This window comes from Mycobacterium sp. DHQP2018-32-09 (assembly GCF_058148405.1).
In genome coordinates this window covers 1-18,070 of sequence record NZ_JBYVYK010000077.1, presented here as the reverse complement: position 1 = coordinate 18,070, position 18,070 = coordinate 1, and the positions used below count along the sequence as shown (strand labels likewise).

Genomic DNA, 18,070 nt, shown 5'->3' with positions numbered 1-18,070 from the left:
GCGGTCGCCGGGAAGGCGACCGCCGCGCCGAACACCGCGAGCGCGAGCCCAATGACCTGACGAGACCTCGGCGCCATGGGAACTCGCTTTCTTGGCGTCATGGATGGTTGTTCGGGCGGACCGGTCAGACCGACTTGGTGACGCCGTAGTAGGCGACGATGTCGTCGGTGTCGGTGGTCGAGCTGGTCAGCGTGGCGTAGGACCGCAGGAACGACTGACCGACGCACCCGTCGACCTTGACGTGGGTGTCCTTGATGGTCACGCGCACCGGGGCGGCCTTGAACGACTTCTTGTTCACCGGCACCTGCTGCACGGTTCCCGGCTTGGGGTGGATCTCGATGGTGCCCGAGATCGGGAAGGACAGACCGGTGGGCACCAGACCGCCGGTGAGCGACGAGCCCGAGGTGCTGATGCCGGCCTGGCCGATCAGACGCACCTGGCCGAGTTCGATGCCGCAGCCGATCTGGTAGCCGGACTCCAGCGTGCCGCCGTTGAGCGTGGTCGTGCCGTTTCCGGTGACGGTGCCGGTGAACGTGGCGCCCACCAGGTACTCGCGCGACGACGTCGCCGTCGTGAGCGGCGCGATGGGCAGCTGGGTCTCGTCCTTGGCCTCGACCGTCAGCACCCAGCCGTCGGGGCTGGTGACCACCGCAGGCGGAGCGGAGGCGACGACGCCGTTGTCGGGTGGGGGAGCGACGTCACCGGCCGGGTCGGCGGGCGGCTCGGCACCCGCCAGCGGCGCGGTGACGAGCAGGATGGCGAGGAACGAGGCCGCCACCGTGGCAAAGCGATTCAACATGTCTTTCGATCCTGTCGTGGGTAGGTCGGACGGCCGGGTCAGACGGACTTGGTGACGCCGATGTAGGAGATGACGTCGTCGGTGTTGTCGGTCGAACTCGTCAGCGTGGCGTACGAGCGGATGAACGATTGGCCCGCGCACTGGTCGGTCTTGATGCGCACACCGGTGATGGTGACGCGCGCGCTGGTGCCCTTGAACGACTTCTTGTCGATCGCGACGGTGGTGACGGTGCCGGGCTTGAGGTAGACCTTGCCCTGCAGGCTGATGCCGAAGCCGCCGGTCACGTTGCCGGTGAACGGCAGGCCGATGCCGGGGGTGAAGCTGGCGCCGGGGTTGATCTCGGTCTCGTCGGAGATGATGCCGCAGCCGATCTGCTCACCGGCCTCCAACGAGCCGCCGGCCAGCTTCGTCTTGCCGCTGCCGGTGATCTTGCCGGTGAACGTGCCCGCGACGAGGTACTCGCGCGACGAGATGGCGGTGGTCAGCGGTGCCACCGGAAGCTGGGTCTCGTTGGCGCCGACGACCTCGAGGTGCCAGCCGTCCGGGGTGTCCAGGACGCCGGGGGCGCCCGACGGCACCGCTCCCTCGGGCGGCAGCGGGTTCGTCACCGGCACGATGGCGGGGTCGTTGGGAGCCGGCGGCGCCGGTTCGGCGAGGGCGAAAGGCGCGGTGCCGACGGTTGCCAGCACGCCGACGGCAGCCAGGGTGGCGAAGCGAGTGAACATGGGGGTGTGAGCGCCTCTCGTGTTCGGAAACCGAATGGGATGCAACGGATGTGTCGCGAGGGAGCATCCACGGGGTGGGTTGCCGGACGGTGAATGGACGGTGAATGGTTGCCGCCGGTCGACCGTCCAGTGGACGCGGCCGTGTCTCGCCGATGCTGCGGTTGCGCAACGACTCTCACGCTCACAGTCGACTCGCAGGCGGCAGACACGAGATCGACGCCGCCGTGGTCCCAACGAGACTCGCGCCGTTCACCTTTCGTTCACGTCGTGCTCTGACGGTAGAGCGGCGAGGTGTCCGCCCCGAGGGTGCCCGCGTGGCCGGTGTGTCCGTGCCGGCCGACGTGAAGGGAGTGTTCGTGAGGTCACCAGTGGTTGGACGCGCGTCGGTGCTGGCGGCGATCGGGTGTGCCGTCACCGTGACGCTGGCCCCGGCGGCCGCCGCGGATCCCGCGGATGCCGCCGATCCGGGTGCGCCGGTGGCCCCGCCGGTACCCGCGAGCGCGGGCGTCACCTCCGACGACGCCGATCCGGCCGCCGTGCAGGCCTGCGGTCGGTTCGCCGACGTCCTCGAGGGCACGGCCTACTACTACGGGGACTTCTCCGATGCGCTCGAGACGTGGGAGCACGTGGACTACGACGACCCCGCCACGCAGGCGAGCAACGTCACCGCCCGCACCGCGCTGCGCGAGGGTGCCGGGGCCGGCATGTCGGCGGCCAACACGCCGGGCCTGTCGCCCGCCATCGCCGACCCCATGCGGTCGTGGTCCTGGGGCGCCACCAAGCTGCTGGTCAAGATGGGCGTGCGCGGCGGCCGGGAGACCCTCAACACCACCGCCACCGAGATGAACACCGACGCCACCCACGTCCAGGAGGCGTGCGCCGCCGCCGGCACGCATGCCTGACGCACGCCTCGTCCTCGGCTGCGTGATGGCTGTCGCCGTCACCGTTGCGGGCTGCTCGGACAAGGGATCTCGCGGCGTCGCGGCCCCACCGGACGTCCCCGCCGCAGCGCTGGAGAAGGCGCTGGCCGGCGTTCCCGAGGTGAACCGGATCATGGGCACGACGGCGATGGTGGCCCAACCCGTGTCCGAGGTGATGGACGACGACCGCAACCTGCTGCCCAACCTCAACTGCCTGGGTGTGTGGCAGCCCGCCCAGGCGGCCATCTACGGCGACGCCGGCCGGCCCGACGGCTGGGTGACGGTGCGGCAGCAGATCATGCGCGCCCCCGACACCGACGACTGGTCCAGCAGCGTGCACCAGTCGGTGGCCAACTATCCCACCGCCGCTGCGGCGCAGGCGTTCTTCGACCAGTCGGCCGACCGCTGGACGAAGTGCACCAACCACACCGTCAACATGACGGTCAACGACCGGCAGATGCCGAAGTGGCTCTCCGGCGACCTCCACCGCAGCGACACGCAACTCGCCATGCCGATCGCCAGGGGGACCGGCCCCTCCGGACGCGTCTGCCAGCACGTGCTGTCGGTGTACTCCAACGTGGTCATCGACGTGCAGGCGTGCCGGCCACCGGTACCCGTCGTCACGGCGGCGTCGGAGATCGCCGCGAACATCCAGAAGACGCTGCCGAGCTGACGGCGGCGCGCGCCAGGTCCCGCACGGCGGCCTTGGCGATCTTGCCATTGGTCGTCAGCGGCAGTTCGGCGACGAACAGCACGTGTCTGGGCCGCTTGAACGCGGCCATCCGCGATCGCGCGTACGCGACGAGATCGGCGTCGTGGCAACGATGTTCGGCGCGAAGCACGACCACCGCACAGATGGCCTCGCCCCAGTAGGAGTCAGGCACGCCGACCACCGCCACCTGGTCGACCGCCGGGTGCGTCCCGAGCACGTCCTCCACCTCGCGGGAGGACACGTTCTCGCCGCCGGTGATCACGACGTCCTTGCTGCGGTCCACCACCACCAGCCGTCCCGCGTCGTCGAACCGCCCGACGTCACCGGTGGGCAGCCAGCCGTCGACGGTGACCGGACGCCGATCCGGCCAGTAGCCGGCGGCCACCTGCTCACCCCGCACCAGGATCTCGCCCACCCCGGTGCCGCGCGGGTCGTCGATGCGGACCTCGACCCGGGAGTGCGGGCGCCCCGCGCTGGCCAGCACCGCCGGGTCGCCCGCCGCTCCGCGCCGATGGTCGGCCGGGCCCAGGAACGTGACGTTGCCGCCGGTCTCGGTCATCCCGTACCCCTGGTGGAAGTCGACGTCGAGGTGGTCCAGGGCGCGGCGCAGCAGATCGGCGGGGATGGCGGCCGAACCGTAGGCGACGTCGCGCAACGAGGGCAGCGTGCGCCCCGTCTGCTCCAGATGCGTGAGCAGGGCGTGCAGCATGGTGGGCGCCAGCGAGCACGACGTGACCGCGTGCGCGTCGACCGCATCGGCGAACGCCTCGGGCCGGAAGGCGGCCACCGGCAGGACCGTCGAGCCCACCGCGTGCTGGACCAGGACGTTGTACCCCGCGACGTGACACATCGGGAACGGCAGCAGGTACACCCCGCCGGCGCGGACCGATCGGCCCTCGACCGTGCCGCGCACCGCCGCCCGCAGCGAGCGGTGCGTGTGCACCACGCCCTTGGGGGTGCCGGTGGATCCGGTGGTGAACAGCAGCCAGGCCGGGTCGTCGGGGTGCGGGTCGGCGGAGTGCGGGTCGGGTGCGGCGTCCGCGGACCCGTCGCCGCGCCGCGCCGCCGCCCACGCCGGCGAGTCGAACCCCACCCTGGGCCACGCCGGATCCAGCTCGTCGAGGTAGGCGGCATCGCCGACGACGAGCGTCGGCGCGGCGGCCGCGACGGCCGCCTGCCGCGCGGCCGCGTCCAGGCGCTGGTTCACCAGGACCAGCAGTCGCCCGCTGCGCGGCACCGCGTAGTAGACGGCGACGTAGTCCACCGAATTGTCGGCGATCACCGCCACGCGGTCGCCGGCACCCGTCCGGCGCCGTACCCACCCGGCCAGCGCCGCCGTCCAGCGGTCCAGTTCGCCGAAGCTCACCACGGCACCGTCGGCGGCGATCAGTGCGGCCCGCTCGGGTGCCGTGGCCGCGGCCGCGGTGACGAACTCGTGGAGCAACCCCATGGCGTCGTACGCTAGCGGCGGTCCTCGATCGGTGGCCACGGCGCCTTGGGGCATCCCCGGGGGCGTCCACGGTGGCATCCACGGTGGCGTCGCCAGCTCCGGTGGCTGCCCGGCGTTGCCGGGGCGCGCCGACGAACGTACCCTCGAAAACGGAACAATCGTTCACTCAATGCGCGTCACGCTGCCGCAGGGGAGGTTCGACCATGCGCACCGCAGACATCGAGGCACTGGGCGAGGCCGCCGCGGAGGGCCTCGGAGTGGTGAACTCGCTGGTCCGTGGCATGCACGAAGGCATCGCCGGGCGCGTCTTCCGCTCGATCGGCCCGGCCGCACGGCCCGTCGAGGTCGTCCACGACGCCATCTCGGGCGCGATCTACGACGGCCTGGGAGCGGCGGGACGGCGCATGCCGCCCGCGCTGAGTTCGCTGGCCGCCGCCGGCTGCGGCTTCGACGACGACCAGCCCCTCGATGAGCGCCACGGCGCCGCCGAGGCCATCGCCGCGCTCAACGGCATCTACGGTGACGAGCTGGCCGAGCGCGGCAGCAGCCTGGCCGCGCCGATGTCGGTGCGCTGCGACGGGCGGCCCGTCGCGCTGACGCCGAACGACGTCGCCGCCGCATTCGCCCGGCCCAGCGACAAGCTCGTCGTGTTCGTCCACGGGCTGTGCCAGACGGAGGCGTCGTGGCAGCGGCCGCCGCGGCCGACCGACGATCCCGACGTCCGCCCGTACGGCGACCGCCTCCACGACGACCTGGGGTTCACACCCGTCTTCGTGCGGTACAACACCGGCCTGCACGTCTCCACCAACGGCCGGGCGCTCGACGACCTGCTCACCCGGCTGGTCGAGGTGTGGCCGGTGCCGGTGCGCCACGTCGCCCTCGTCGGGCACTCGATGGGCGGTCTGGTGGTGCGCAGCGCCTGCCATTACGGCCACGAGCGCTCCCGACGCTGGAGCCGCGCGACCAGGCAGGTCGTCTGTCTGGGCTCCCCGCATCTGGGCGCCGATCTCGAGAAGGCCGTCAACGTCGCGTCCTGGCTCATGATCCGACTCGGCGAGACGCGGGCCATCGCCGAACTGCTCAACCGCCGCAGCGACGGCATCAAGGACCTGCGCTACGGCGCCCTGCTCGACGACGACTGGTCGCAGGCCGATCCGGACGAGTTCCTCGCCGACCGCTGCGGCGAGGTGCCGTTCCTGCCGACGGCTTCCTACCACTTCGTCGCGACGTCGGCGGCGCCTGCGGCCGTCGGGGCGCTGGTGGGGGACCACCTCGTCCGGCCGTCGAGCGCCTCGGGCGGGGTCGGCAGGTCGGGTCGCCGCCGCAGCGTCGGATTCGTCGAGGAGGACGGCCTGGTGTTGACCGGGCTGCACCACTTCGACCTGCTCAACCATCCCCGGATCTATGCGCGGCTGCGTGACTGGCTCGGTGCCCGCCGCCCGACGTGAGCGGGCTAACAGCCCCGTCGACGTTCGCACCGCGCCCCGGCGACCGACCAATGACCATGACTACCAACGGAGAACGGATGACCCCCGGCGATGGCGCCACGGTGGGGCCTGTTGCCGGAGAGGCGATCAAGGACGCGGCGCGCTGGCCCGGTTACACGTTGATTGCGGTCGGTCTCGTGGCGTTCGCGCTCACCCTCACCGGATTCGCGGTGGGACGCAGTGACCTGGCGCCGATCGGGGCGGTCGTGACCGTCGTGGCGCTCGCGGCGGGCATCGGGTGGCAGGTCGTCGAACGCCGGCGGCTGCGCACCAGGATCACCGACATCGTGCCCGAACGGCCGGAGGACGTCACCTAAGCCGGGGGTCGACCAGGTCTGGAGTCGACTGGCCCGGATCCGGTCCTGACGCCGGTCCGGGCCGTCAGCTCGGCATACCGGCCGACGTGCGCATCGGTGGTGCCGTACTCGTACTGCAGTGCGGTGAGCCGCTTGAAGTAGTGGCCGATGGCCAGCTCCTCGGTCATGCCCATGCCGCCGTGCAGCTGCACGGCGTTCTGGCCGACGAATCGCGCGGCGCGGCCGACGGTCGCCTTGCCCGCCGACACGGCGCGGGCCCGCTCGTCCGGCTCGGCGTCCAGGTGCAGCATGGCCAGATGAGCGGCGGCGGCCGCCTGCTGCACCTCCAGGTACATGTCCACCAGACGGTGCTGCAGCGCCTGGAAGCTGCCGATCGGCTGGCCGAACTGCTGGCGTTGCCTGGCGTAGGCGACGGTGTCGGCGAGCACCTTGCGCATCAGCCCGACGGCCTCGGCGCACACGGCCGCCGCGCCCTCGTCCCGCGCCCGGTCCACCGACGGCCACGCCTGGCCGTCGTGGCCGAGAAGCGCGTCACCCGGCAGGCGGACGCCGTCGAACACCAGGTCCGACGCCCACCGGTCGTCGATCGTGCGGTAGTCGTGCCGAGTCCAACCTGCCGGGGCGCCGCCCGCCACGTCGACGACGAACAGCGACGGACCCGCCGCGGTGCGGGCGGTCACCAGCACGTGGGACGCGAAGGGTACGGCGGCGGCGGTGATCTTCGCGCCCGAGAGCACCCAGTCGGTGCCGTCGCGCTCCGCCGAGGTGGCGATGCGGCTCCAGTCGTGGCCGGACTGCTCCTCCGCGGCGGCCAGCGCGACGACGGCGTCACCGGCCACCAGGGAGCGCAGCAGCGCGGTGGCCACCGGCCCGCCGGCGCGCCGGAGCAGCCCGGCCGCGACCACGGCGGTGTCGACGAACGGTTCCACCACGAGGGCGTACCCGAGCGCCTCGGCGATGATCATCGCGACCGTCGGACCGCCGTCGTCACCGCCGACCTCCTCGGGCTGAGCGGCCCCCAGGATGCCCAGCTCCGTCGCGAACGCTCGCCAGATCTCCGGTTGCCAGCCGTTCCCGGTCTTGACGGCGGCACGGCTCGTCGTCAGGTCGTAGCGCGCCGCGAGGAACCTGCGCAGGCCGTCGCGCAGCAACGCCTGTTCGTCGGTGAGGGCGTCGTCGCCGAGGACGTCGTTGGTGAGGTCGTCTTTGGTGAGGTCGTCGCCGGTGAGGGGCATGTGCGGTCCCGTCGTCAGAGGCCGAGTGCGGCCTTGGCCAGGATGTTGCGCTGAATTTCGTTGCTACCCGCGTAGATCGACCCGGCCCGGTCGTTGAAGTAGCGCAGCGGCGCCACCGCCTGCCAGGGCTGCCCCGAGACGTAGTGGTCGGCAGGCGGGGCGAAGTCGGCCACCGGACCGCCGGGGCACGTCGCGTGTGGCTGGTAGGCGCGGCCCCGCGGCCCCGCCGCCTCCATGGCCAGTTCGGTGAGCACCTGGCTGAGTTCGGTGCCGAGGATCTTGAGCATCGACGAGTCGGTGCCGGGGTGGCCGCCGTCGGCCAACGTGGCCAACACGCGGTATTCGAGGATCTCGAGGACGTCGGTCCGGATGCGGGCGTCGGCGAGCTTGCGCGCGAACGCCGGGTCGTCGAGCAACCTGCCGCCCGCCGGGCCCGGCTGCGTCGCCGCCGCGGCCGCCACGTCCTCGGCCATGACCTGCAGCGCCGGCGCGGCAGCACCGCCGCCGCGCTCGAATTCGAGCAGGTACTTCGCGACGGTCCAGCCGTCGTCGACGCGCCCGACGACGTTCGCCGTGGGCACGCGCACGTCGTCGAAGAAGACCTGGTTCTGCACCTCCTCACCGGAGGTCATGACCAGGGGGCGGATCTGGATGCCCGGTGACGTCATGTCGATCAGCACGAACGTGATGCCCTGCTGCTTCTTGCCGGTCCGCGATGTGCGCACCAGCGCGAACATCCAGTTGGCCTCGCGGGCGTGGGTCGTCCAGATCTTGCTGCCCGTGCACACCAGGTGGTCGCCGTCGGCGACGGCGGCCATGGACAGCGCCGCGAGATCGGACCCGGCCTCCGGCTCGGAATAGCCCTGACAGAAGAACACCTCGCCGGTGAGGATGCGCGGCAGGAAGTAGTCCTTCTGAGCCTGGGTACCGAACGCGATGATGGCGTGCGCGACCATCCGGATGCCCATCGGTGACAGGGAGGGGGCGCCGGCCAGCGTCGACTCCCTGCTGAAGACGTAGTGCTGGGTCAAGGTCCAGTCGCAGCCGCCGTACTCGACGGGCCACGCGGGCGCCGCCCAGCCGCGCTCGTGCAGGATCGCCTGCCACCGCATGCTGGCGTCGTGATCGCTGTACACGCTGGTCATCAAACGTCCGGCACGTCGCAGCTCGGGGGTGAGACGGGCGTCGAGGAAGGCGCGCACCTCGTCACGGAACGCGACGTCGGCAGCCGATGTGACCAAGTCCACGGTGATCGTCCCCTCGGTAGCCGTCCTCCCGAGAGGGTAAACCTGGTTACCCAGGTGGCGGTATCGCGGGTGCCCTCAGGACGCCGACGGTGACCCCGCCTCGGACGCTGCGGCGTCCGCGGACTTGGGCGAGCGCAGGGACTGCCTGGCGAGGAACTCGCGGTAGTAGGCCTGAGAATCGGCCGCCACCAGCGCCGGGAGCAGGATCTCCCACGTCCGGTTGAAGCGGTGGCGCAGATCCTTGCCGTCGGACAGGGCGCTGGAGAGCACCTCGGAGCCCAGCAGGGTCGCCACGATCAGGTTGCCCGCCTCCTGCGGGTCGACGTCCGACCGCAGGTCACCCTCGCCGCTCGCGCCGGTGGTCAGTCGGGTCATCTCCTCGATGAGCGTGGCGTAGGTGCGTTTGGCGGCGGGGTTGAAGCCGCCGAACGTGCGCAGCAGACGGCTGGCGGCCTGTGCGACGCGGTCGCTTCCCAGCACGTCGGCCGTCACGAAGAGGCCGTGCACGATGTTCTCCATCGCGGGCGAACTGGCCCGGCCCGCCGACCGGAAGGCGTCGAGCACCGTGGCCGCGCCCTCCTCGATGATGCTCGTGGCGAGGGCTTCCTTGGAGTCGAAATGGTAGTAGAGCGCGCCCTTGGTGAGGTCGGCCCGCTCGATGATGTCAGCCAATCCGGCGGCGGGATAACCGATTTCGTTGATCAGGTCTATGGCGGAGTCGATGATCCTCCGTCGGGTCGCCTCGGATCTGGCCTGGCGCACCACCTTCGACTACCTCCAATATCGTCGCAAACTAATTAGAACGGATCATAGATCGTGGGGACGGTACGGCACCGCATTCGCGATTGCCAGCGCGGTGCCCCGCTGCGGCGGATCCGTGCAGGTGGGAGCGGTGCGGGCGGGGTGAGCGCCGAATCGCCGCGAGGCCGGGCGCGGCGGGGAACGTCGGAAGCGTCGGAAACGGTCGCCGGCGCCGCGGGCATCGCCGCGGCGCCCGCAGGCGCACCCGCGGTCGGGCCCCGGATGCTGGTCGGGCACGTGCCCGATTTTGCTCCAGACTCGAAGTCAAGACCAGGGCTGCAGACCATCCCTTTGGTATGTAAACTAGCCAACGTGATGACCGCTGGTCCGAAAGTCGCTGGTAGGCGACCCGTTCAGGACGTGCGGTCGACACGCGGTGGGGTGGCAAACATCTCGCCGCGACGAGTGGGACGTGCGGCCACGGCGGGTCCCCGGTACGCGACCGGGACGGACGACGCAGCTCGTGCCGCCTCGACCCGCGCCGCAACGGCCGCCGCGATGCGCCGTTCCGGCCGCGGACACGACGATGACAACGAAGCCATGGCAACCCTGGGGTGGACGCGCTGATGTGGGATCACGAAGTCGACGTGCTGTGCATCGGTGCCGGCATGGGCGGGCTTGCGGGGGCAATCGCCGCCGTCGACGCAGGTCATAGCGTGCTGGTGGCCGGTTCCACCGCGGCGCCCGACACCACCGGTGCCGGGCTGGCCACGCGCCGTCGGCTGCGGGCGATGCGCGGGTGGCTGCCGACCGACGCGACCGACCCAGCCACCGCCGACTACTTCGCTGGATTCGCAGAATGGGTGCCGGAAACCGCGTTCGTCGCCCGGAATCTGCCCGTGCCCACGCGCGCGGCGAGCATGGTCACCGCGGAGGCGCCCGAGACGTTCGTGGGCTCACGGCTGACCGACTGGGCAGCACAATGCCTCACCTCGCCCTACGGGATCGTGTTCTCCCACGTGTCCGGATCCGGTGCCACCACGATGCGCGCCGCTGACGGCGGCACCATCGAGGTGACCCCGTTGGGTTCGATGTCCTGGCGCCGGGAATCGGGGGCGCCTGCCCTCCGCGACTGGATGGCGGGCACCGCCGCCGAGCGGGGCGTGGACGTGCTGGCCCAGGCCGCCCTGGAGCGCCTGGTGTTCGACGACGGCCGCGTCGTCGGAGCCGTGCTGGCCACGGCGACGGGCCGGACGACGGTACGCGCGCGGCGGGGTGTCACCCTCGCGCCGAGCGATCACGACTGGTTCGACGACGTCCAGGTCGGCGTCCCCGCGGACGGCTACGTGCGCCAGGTGTGCCTGGTGGGACGAACCGCGAGCCGCTTCGGCCGGGTGGAGCTGCTCGACACGGCCCCACCCGAGCACCGCCGCCCCTTGTGCACCGTGTCCGGACGGACGCTACGCGCGGGACTGCACGACACGCGTACGGTCTGGTCAGCCCTGCGCTGCGGGAAAGTGCACGCCGACCCGGCCCCGGGCGAGTAGCTCGACCATCTCGTCGCCCGAGATCGGCTCCGACAGCAGGAACCCCTGCGCCCGGTGGCAGCCGTGGGCCAGCAGCGTCTGGGCCGCCACCTCGGTCTCGACGCCCTCGGCCACCAGTTCCAGCCCGAACGCATCGGCCAGCGCGATGATCGCGCGCACGATCGCCAGGTCGTCGGGATTCGCGCCCAGGTCCGTCACGAAGCCCCGGTCGATCTTCAACACGTCGACCGGCAGCTGCTTGAGGTGCGAGAACACGCTGTAGCCGGTGCCGAAGTCGTCGATCGCGATCCTGACCCCGACGTCGCGCAAGCCCTGGAGGGTGATCGACGTGGTCTCCAGGTCCTGGACCACCACGCTCTCGGTGATCTCGACGCACACCGAGTTCGGCTCCAACCCGAACTCGGCGAGGATGCCAGACACCGTCTCGACGAAACCGTCGGTCACCAGCTGCACGGGGGACACGTTGAGCCGCAGCACCACGTCGTCGGCGTGGCCCAGCGAGCGCCACCGGGCGAACTCGGCGCACGCCGTGCGCATCACCCAGCGGCCCAGTTCGCCGGCGAGGTTGATGGATTCGGCGACCGTGATGAACGCGGCGGGTGACAGCAGCCCCCGGGTGGGGTGGTCCCATCGGATCAGCGCCTCGGTCGCCAGGACCGCGCCCGTACGCATGTCGACCTCGGGGAGGTAGCGCAGGAACAGGGCGCCGCTCTCGGTGACGTTCTGCAGGTGCAGCTCGATGTCGTTGCGGAACTCCGACTCCAACGCCATCTCGTCGGTGGCCACCGCGACCTGGTTGCCCCCCTCCGCCTTGGCCGTCAGGACGGCCTGGTCCGCCCGCCGCAGCAGATCGGTGGTGGTGTCCCGGCCGGGGATGCCCAGCGCCACCCCGATGCTGACGGTGCGCGTCAGCATCTCGCCGTCGATCGCCACCCGTTCCCGCAGGCTGCCCAGCAGGTCCGCGGCGAGGTCGGCGGCCTCCGCGGCGGGCATGGCCTCGGCGGGCACGATCACGAACTCGTCGCCGCCGGGACGCGCGATGAAGCTGGTGCGCTTGGTGCCCTGGGTCAGTCGGTCGGCCAGCACCCGGATGAACCAGTCACCGGCGGTATGGCCCAGGTAGTCGTTGATGGTCTTGAGCCGGTCCAGGTCGATCGACAGCAACGTGACCGGATCGGGCCCGCCGGCGGCGAGCCGCTCGGTCAGGTGGTTCAGCAGCGCGCGCCGGTTGGACAGACCGGTGAGGTCGTCGTGGTCGGCCAGGTAGCGCAGCCGTTCCTCGGCCTGCACGCGGGCCTGCACCTGCGCGAACAGGGAGCCGATGGCCTCCAGCGCATTGAGTTCCTCGGGCAGCCATTCGCGGTCGCCGAACTTCACGAAGCCCAGGACACCGGTGGTGACGTCGCCCGAGACCAGCGGCGAGGCGGCCATCGAGGTCTGCGGGATCTGACGGCTCTCCTCGATGCGCTTCTGGTAGTCGTCCTCGATGTCCGGCCGGAACACGTGCGGCTTCTTGGCGTGCTCGGACAGGGCGAACACCGGATCGGCGTCGGCGAAGTACACCACGCCCAGCGGGTCGGGATCGGGCACGTCGTACCGCTGCGGCCACTCCGCCACCAGCACCGAGGCGCGGATCGAGTGATCGTTGTGGCGCAAGAAGCTCACGTCCACGTCGAAGTATTCGACCAGCATGCCGAGGACCTTCTGAGCCACGGGCACGGCGGTGGCCGCGCTCGACGCCATGAGGTCGACGGCGACGTTCGTCACCAGCCGGTCAAGGCTGACTCGAGGGAGATCTCCGGACATCGCCAACAGAATATCGCCGGTCGAAGGCATTCACGGACCGTCGACGGCTGCGGGTCGTCGTGGGCGCCGTCACTGCCAACCTCAAGATCAGCGCCGGCACCGCCGCGCCCAGCTCGGCCACGTCGGCGAAGCGGTCCCGCAAGCGCACGAGATCGTCGGCGCGGTGACCGACCACCTCGGCCACGTCCGCCGACGATCGGGCGTACAGGAACGCGGGGGAGACGGGGTGCACGGACAACCCGGCCTCTTGAGCGGCGAGCCACACGGCCTCGACGGCCGCACCACCCCTGGCGTAGTCGGTGAGCGCGTCACCGTCGACGGTCACCACCGCCAGCGCGCTGCTGGCGCTGACGCGGGCCCAGGTGTCCACCCCGAGGATGCGGCCCCCGTCCCACGACGCCAGGGCCGCCATCACCTCCGACCGCTTCAGCACGTCGAGGGCCAGCGTCATCACCGGGTCGAGTTCGAGGCTGCGGACGTCGATGCCGGTGTCCATGTCGGTGTTCGTGCTGGCGTTCGTGCCTGTGTTCGTACCGGTCTTCGTGCCGGTGTCGATGCCGGCTTCCGCCGCGGTCTCGGCGTCGACGGGCCACCGCAGCTCGGACATCATCTCGGCGTGCAGCCGGGGCGTCAGATACCGGATGCGATCACTGGCGCCCAGCACGTCGGCGGCCACCGCGATGCGATCGCGGTCGGTGACGAGGCACAGGCCGCCGCCCTCCGCCTCGGCGGCGCGCACCAGCTCCTCGCGCGCGGCGCCGTCGAGTGCCGCACCCGTTCCCAGATGCCGGTTGGTCTCGCGGCGCCACACCGCCGGATACCAGCGGGCGCGGCGGGCATCCGTGCCCTCGGCCAGGTGCACCGTGGCACGCAGTGGACTGGCCGCGGTCTGGTCGTACCGCACGCGCGTCGCGCGGCCCGCGGCACCGGCGGCAGCCTGCGCGTTGAACACCGCCGCGCCGACGGCGACGGCACTGCCGCGGAAGCCGATGTCCATGGCCGACGTCAGCGTCGGCTCCACCGCGATCACCAGCGCGTCGTCACGTACCTCGATGGACCACGGCTGCGAATTGCCGCCCGACGGCGCGCGATTGGCGGCCGCCGCCATGGCCTCGAAGGTGCCGATGGACCCGTGCGGATCTTCCGCACCACCTGCCGACGGCGGCTCCGCCGCTGGGCTGGTGGGCGGCTCCGCCGCTGTGCTGGTGGGCGGCTCCGCCGCTGTGCTGGTGGGCGGCTCCGCCGCTGTGCCCGCGGGCACGCGCGGCCGCTCGAGGCGGTCGAGTGCCGCACCCGCGTCCAGGCACACGCGGCCGGAGGTCAGCGGCAGACCCAGCCCGATGCGCCGCACCGCCTCGGTCACCGCGCCGGCACCCAGCGTCACGTCGCCCGCCAACTGCGGCCACGTCGCCAGCTCGTGTCCCACCTCGAGCAGCGACGCCGCCGATCGGTCCGCCAGCCCGGCGACGTCGAGGAGTCGCAGGACGTACGCCACCCGCTGGCCGCCGTCGAGTGCGCGCAGCGCGGCAACGTCGACGTCACCGAGAAGCCCATGGAAGACCGGGTAGTCCGGGTCCGTGTCGAACCGCTCCACGTCGATCATGGCCCGGTCGCTGGTCGCCATCACCACGGGCACGCCCCGCTCCCGGGCGACCTGCCGGACGAGGGCCTTGACGTCCAGGGAGTCGCACTGTTCGACCACCACGTCGAGACCGTCGACGAAGTCGTGCACGGTGTCGGCCGTCACGCCGTTCGGCCACGGCCGCACGGTCAGGTAGGGGTCGAGTTCGGCGATGCGCCGCGCCGTTGCGGTGGCCTTGTTGAGCCCGAGGTCCAGGACGCCCGCGGGTACGCGGTTGAGGTTCGCCAACTCCAGCTCGTCGAAGTCGGCCAGCCGCAGTTCCCCACAGAGGCCCTGCGCCGCGAGCGTGTGGGCGATGACGTGACCGGAACTCAGCCCCACCACCCCGATGCGGAGTCGGCCCAGGCGATCCTGCTCGGCGGCGGTCACCAGGTTGCGGTTGCGGTCGAGCCGCACGCGGCGGAACGCCCGCGGGCCGAGCACGCGCACCAGGGTCCGCCGCCACGGGTAGTACGCCCAGCGCGCCGGTTCGGCACCGAGGTGATCGCCGTCGCCATCACCGTGGCTGCCGCCGGCGCGCAACACCTCCGCGAGCGCGCGCCGTTGTGCGACAAGGGTATCGAGCCGTTCGACCACGGGGTCGGCCAGCAGGACCGCCAGCGCGTCGGCGTCGGCCCGGTCCTCGAACAGGACGGCCTCGAACGAGTCGGGTCCGGCCGGGGCGCGATCGCTCACAGGGCCACCGCGGCCTGGCCCGCGACCGTCGCGATCTCACGCAGGATCTTCGGCACCTGTTCGGGATCTGCGTGATTGGCGAACGTTCGCCGGTCCCACCACATCATCTTCGTAAGGTAGCGCTCGTCGGGATACGGCGCCGCGGGGATGGGTGCCACCACGCCACCCGACGAGCCCCAGCGGGCCAGCACGTGCGGGGCCGACGTCGCCATGCAGAACTGCACGCCCAGCAGCTCCATGGCATGAAAGGCGCTGCGCGCCAATGCCGTCGACGCCGACCGCGCGCGACCACGGTCCTCGGTGGTCCAGGCGGTCTTCATCTCCAGGACCCCGAACGGCGCGCGGTCGTCGATCATCTTGCGCACCGCGGCCTGGCCGGGCTGCCCCGCCCATTCGAGCACCGCGTGGGAGTCCTCGGCGCCGGTCAGCGGGCCCACCGCGCGGACGCCACCGAGCAGGGCGCCGTCGTCGTCGACCAGGGTCCAGAACAACGCGGTGTCCGCCCCGTCGGCGATCTGATCGATCTCGAGCGCGTTCTCCACGCCGTGCCTGCGATAGCTGCGCTCGGCCTCGCGAAGGTATTCCTGCCACGTTCCGGGATCCAACTCGGGCGTCGAGATGACCATCGTGGAGCGGGAATCGGAATCCCACCAACTGATCGATTCCGTCATCGTTCCATAGCTGGAATCGGACAATTCGGTGAAGGGAACGCTCATTCTCGCCTCGTCTCCAATGCTCGGGAGCCCCGTCGAAACGGTCTCCGGCTGGGGTGTCATTCGCATCGGAGTTAATGCGAATCGCGCAGTCAGTATCAGCCCGCAACCTGGGGGAATCTAGTCTGGATAGCATCACTACCCATCGGTAACCGCTGGTCAGGCGGCATGAGACGCGGAACCTTTCCGCATTCGTCAATCTCCTGCAATGCGTCGCTTCCGGCATTTCCCCAGCGTGGCCGCTTAGCGGGGCAATGATGGCGAACAGGTGGCCACTTCGGTCGCGATGTCAGCAAATCGCCGCCCGAGCTGGCAACGATTTGTCGGCGCGTGTACTAACGTCCTCAACCGCGGTGTCGACTCGGCCAGAGGAGTAGCGATGAAGGTGTTCAACAATCTGAATGAATTAGCTGAAGCACGCGGCAGCCAATTCGGACCCACGGAATGGCTGACCGTCGAGCAGGCCCGGGTGAACCAGTTCGCGGACGCCACCGAGGACCACCAGTGGATCCACGTCGACCCGGCCAAGGCCGCCGACGGCCCGTTCGGGGGCACCATCGCGCACGGACTGCTGACGCTGTCGCTGGTGCCGCACTTCTCCCACCAGCTGTTCCGCGTCGAGGGCGTGTCGCTGGCGGTCAACTACGGCTACGACAAGGTGCGCTTCATCAGCCCCGTCAGGGTCGGGGCGAGCATCCGCGCGCGAGGCGAGATCACCGGGGTCACCCAGCTGGAGGGCGCGGTGCAGGTGACGACGACCATCACCATCGAGATCGAGGGATCCGAGAAGCCGGCCGCCGTGGTGGCGTCGATCACCCGCTACATCGCGTGAGCGGTCGGCCCGCCCGCGTCAGCCACGGTCGGCGCGGGCGGCCTTGACCAGGCCGCCGCCGATGATGAGCCGCTGGATCTCACTGGTGCCCTCGTAGAGGCGCAGCAGCCGCACCTCCCGGTAGATGCGCTCGACGGGGACCTCGCGCATGTACCCGCTGCCGCCGTGCACCTGGACCGCGAGATCGGCGACGCGTCCGGCCATCTCGGTGCAGAACAGTTTCGCAGCCGACGGCGCGATCCGCCGATCGGTGCCGTCGACCCACTGCCGGGCGGTGTCGCGGACCATGGCGCGCCCTGCCATGACGCCGGTCTGCTGGTCGGCGAGCATGGCGGCGACCAGCTGGAACTCGCCGATGGGCGTGCCGCCCTGGGTGGCGGTGGCGGCGTAGGCCACCGACTCGTCGAGTGCACGCTGGGCGACGCCGACCGAGAGGGCCGCGATGTGGATGCGGCCGCGCGCCAGCGAGGTCAGCGCGGCGCGATAGCCGATGTCCTCGGCACCGCCCACCAGGGCGTCGGCGTCGACGCGGACGTCGTCGAAGGTCACGTCGGCGGTCCACGCTCCCTCCTGGCCCATCTTGGCGTCCTTGGCGCCGACGGTGACGCCCGCCGCGTCGGCCGGGACGAGGAACACCGCGATGCCCGCGCCGTCGGCGTCGGCGGGCCGCGTGCGGGCGAACACCACGAACAGGGTGGCGGTGGGCGCGTTGGTGATGAACCGCTTCTGGCCCGTGATCAGCCAGCCGTCGCCGTCGCGCACGGCCTTGGTGCGCAACCCCGCCGGATTGGACCCGGCGCCGGGTTCGGTGAGGGCGAAGGAAGCGACGACGTCGCCCGACGCGATGCCCTTGAGCCAGCGGCTCTTCTGTTCGTCGGTGCCGAAGCCCACCAGTACCTGGCCCGCGATCCCGTTGTTCGTGCCGAACATCGAGCGCAGCGCCAGCGTGGTGTGGCCGAGTTCCATGGCCAGCTCCACGTCCTGCGTCAGGTCCAGGCCCAGGCCGCCCCACTCCTGGGGGATGGCATACCCGAACAGGCCCAGTTCCATGGCCTGTGCGCGGATGTCGTCGGGTACGCGGTCGGCGGTCATGATCTCGGTCTCGCGCGGAACGACGGCGGATCGGACGAACTCGCGGGTGGCGGCCAGGATGTCGCGGAAGTCCTCGTCGCTCACGGCGCGGTCGGGGGCCTGTCGCTGGGTCACGGTGCCTCCTCGGGGG

At 71.1% G+C, this 18,070-nt stretch carries 16 protein-coding genes; 6 read left to right on the top strand and 10 right to left on the bottom strand.

The genetic code is table 11. The annotated features are described in order from the left end of the window. Nucleotides 1–124: 124 nt before the first annotated feature. Nucleotides 125–799 (bottom strand): MspA family porin, encoded by a 675-nt coding sequence (locus tag AC30CM_RS25540; protein WP_490119712.1) that lies wholly within the window; start codon nucleotides 797–799, stop codon nucleotides 125–127. A gap of 38 nt (nucleotides 800–837) precedes the next feature. After that, nucleotides 838–1,524, bottom strand: coding sequence for an MspA family porin (locus AC30CM_RS25535; RefSeq protein ID WP_490119711.1), 687 nt, complete (start codon nucleotides 1,522–1,524; stop codon nucleotides 838–840). Nucleotides 1,525–1,880: 356 nt separating this feature from the next. Between AC30CM_RS25535 and AC30CM_RS25530 the strand changes: the two genes are divergently transcribed. Both AC30CM_RS25530 and AC30CM_RS25525 read left to right on the top strand, forming a co-directional pair. Then, on the top strand, nucleotides 1,881–2,426 hold the full coding sequence (locus AC30CM_RS25530) for a hypothetical protein (protein WP_490119710.1): 546 nt from the start codon (nucleotides 1,881–1,883) through the stop codon (nucleotides 2,424–2,426). 25 nt (nucleotides 2,427–2,451) lie between these two features. Next, nucleotides 2,452–3,117, top strand: a complete 666-nt coding sequence (locus tag AC30CM_RS25525) for a sensor domain-containing protein (RefSeq protein WP_490119709.1) — start codon at nucleotides 2,452–2,454, stop codon at nucleotides 3,115–3,117. Here the strand turns inward: AC30CM_RS25525 and AC30CM_RS25520 are convergent. Continuing rightward, entirely contained in the window at nucleotides 3,065–4,606 is a 1,542-nt protein-coding gene (locus AC30CM_RS25520; RefSeq protein ID WP_490119708.1) for an AMP-binding protein, read from the bottom strand. The two genes, AC30CM_RS25525 and AC30CM_RS25520, sit on opposite strands and share 53 nt — an antisense overlap. Nucleotides 4,607–4,809: 203 nt before the next feature. On the opposite strand from AC30CM_RS25520, the gene AC30CM_RS25515 reads away from it, so the two are divergent. Together AC30CM_RS25515 and AC30CM_RS25510 are read left to right on the top strand one after the other, a co-directional pair. Further along, a complete protein-coding gene (locus tag AC30CM_RS25515) occupies nucleotides 4,810–6,054 on the top strand; it encodes a lipase family alpha/beta hydrolase (RefSeq protein ID WP_490119707.1) in 1,245 nt (414 codons plus the stop codon). Nucleotides 6,055–6,131: 77 nt separating this feature from the next. Next, entirely contained in the window at nucleotides 6,132–6,410 is a 279-nt protein-coding gene (locus tag AC30CM_RS25510) for a hypothetical protein (RefSeq protein ID WP_490119706.1), read from the top strand. On the opposite strand, the gene AC30CM_RS25505 is transcribed toward AC30CM_RS25510, so the two are convergent. From AC30CM_RS25505 to AC30CM_RS25495, 3 genes are all read right to left on the bottom strand, one after another. Continuing rightward, complete coding sequence (locus AC30CM_RS25505) at nucleotides 6,407–7,645, bottom strand: acyl-CoA dehydrogenase family protein (RefSeq protein ID WP_490119705.1); 1,239 nt, start codon at nucleotides 7,643–7,645, stop codon at nucleotides 6,407–6,409. The genes AC30CM_RS25510 and AC30CM_RS25505 overlap by 4 nt on opposite strands. A 14-nt stretch (nucleotides 7,646–7,659) precedes the next feature. Continuing rightward, the gene (locus tag AC30CM_RS25500; protein ID WP_490119704.1) at nucleotides 7,660–8,892 is read right to left on the bottom strand and encodes an acyl-CoA dehydrogenase family protein; all 1,233 of its coding nucleotides are present in this window, start codon (nucleotides 8,890–8,892) and stop codon (nucleotides 7,660–7,662) included. 75 nt (nucleotides 8,893–8,967) lie between these two features. Further along, nucleotides 8,968–9,654 (bottom strand): ScbR family autoregulator-binding transcription factor, encoded by a 687-nt coding sequence (locus AC30CM_RS25495; protein ID WP_490119703.1) that lies wholly within the window; start codon nucleotides 9,652–9,654, stop codon nucleotides 8,968–8,970. 605 nt (nucleotides 9,655–10,259) lie between these two features. On the opposite strand from AC30CM_RS25495, the gene AC30CM_RS25490 reads away from it, so the two are divergent. After that, the gene (locus AC30CM_RS25490; RefSeq protein ID WP_490119702.1) at nucleotides 10,260–11,180 is read left to right on the top strand and encodes an FAD-binding protein; all 921 of its coding nucleotides are present in this window, start codon (nucleotides 10,260–10,262) and stop codon (nucleotides 11,178–11,180) included. Here AC30CM_RS25490 and AC30CM_RS25485 read toward each other — a convergent pair. The 3 genes from AC30CM_RS25485 to AC30CM_RS25475 are packed head-to-tail and all read right to left on the bottom strand — an operon-like array spanning nucleotide 11,130 to nucleotide 15,974. Beyond that, complete coding sequence (locus AC30CM_RS25485; protein WP_490119701.1) at nucleotides 11,130–12,986, bottom strand: sensor domain-containing phosphodiesterase; 1,857 nt, start codon at nucleotides 12,984–12,986, stop codon at nucleotides 11,130–11,132. The genes AC30CM_RS25490 and AC30CM_RS25485 overlap by 51 nt on opposite strands. Next, nucleotides 12,955–15,258, bottom strand: a complete 2,304-nt coding sequence (locus AC30CM_RS25480; RefSeq protein WP_490119713.1) for an Rv1355c family protein — start codon at nucleotides 15,256–15,258, stop codon at nucleotides 12,955–12,957. Before AC30CM_RS25480 ends, AC30CM_RS25485 begins: the two co-directional genes overlap by 32 nt. A gap of 41 nt (nucleotides 15,259–15,299) precedes the next feature. Continuing rightward, nucleotides 15,300–15,974: a hypothetical protein gene (locus AC30CM_RS25475; RefSeq protein WP_490119700.1), complete on the bottom strand. Its 675-nt coding sequence runs from the start codon at nucleotides 15,972–15,974 to the stop codon at nucleotides 15,300–15,302. 421 nt (nucleotides 15,975–16,395) lie between these two features. Between AC30CM_RS25475 and AC30CM_RS25470 the strand changes: the two genes are divergently transcribed. Further along, a complete protein-coding gene (locus AC30CM_RS25470) occupies nucleotides 16,396–16,848 on the top strand; it encodes a MaoC family dehydratase (RefSeq protein WP_490119699.1) in 453 nt (150 codons plus the stop codon). An 18-nt stretch (nucleotides 16,849–16,866) separates the two neighbouring features. Here AC30CM_RS25470 and AC30CM_RS25465 read toward each other — a convergent pair whose 3' ends face one another. Further along, nucleotides 16,867–18,054, bottom strand: a complete 1,188-nt coding sequence (locus AC30CM_RS25465; protein ID WP_490119698.1) for an acyl-CoA dehydrogenase family protein — start codon at nucleotides 18,052–18,054, stop codon at nucleotides 16,867–16,869. Between the last annotated feature and the right edge of the window lie 16 nt (nucleotides 18,055–18,070).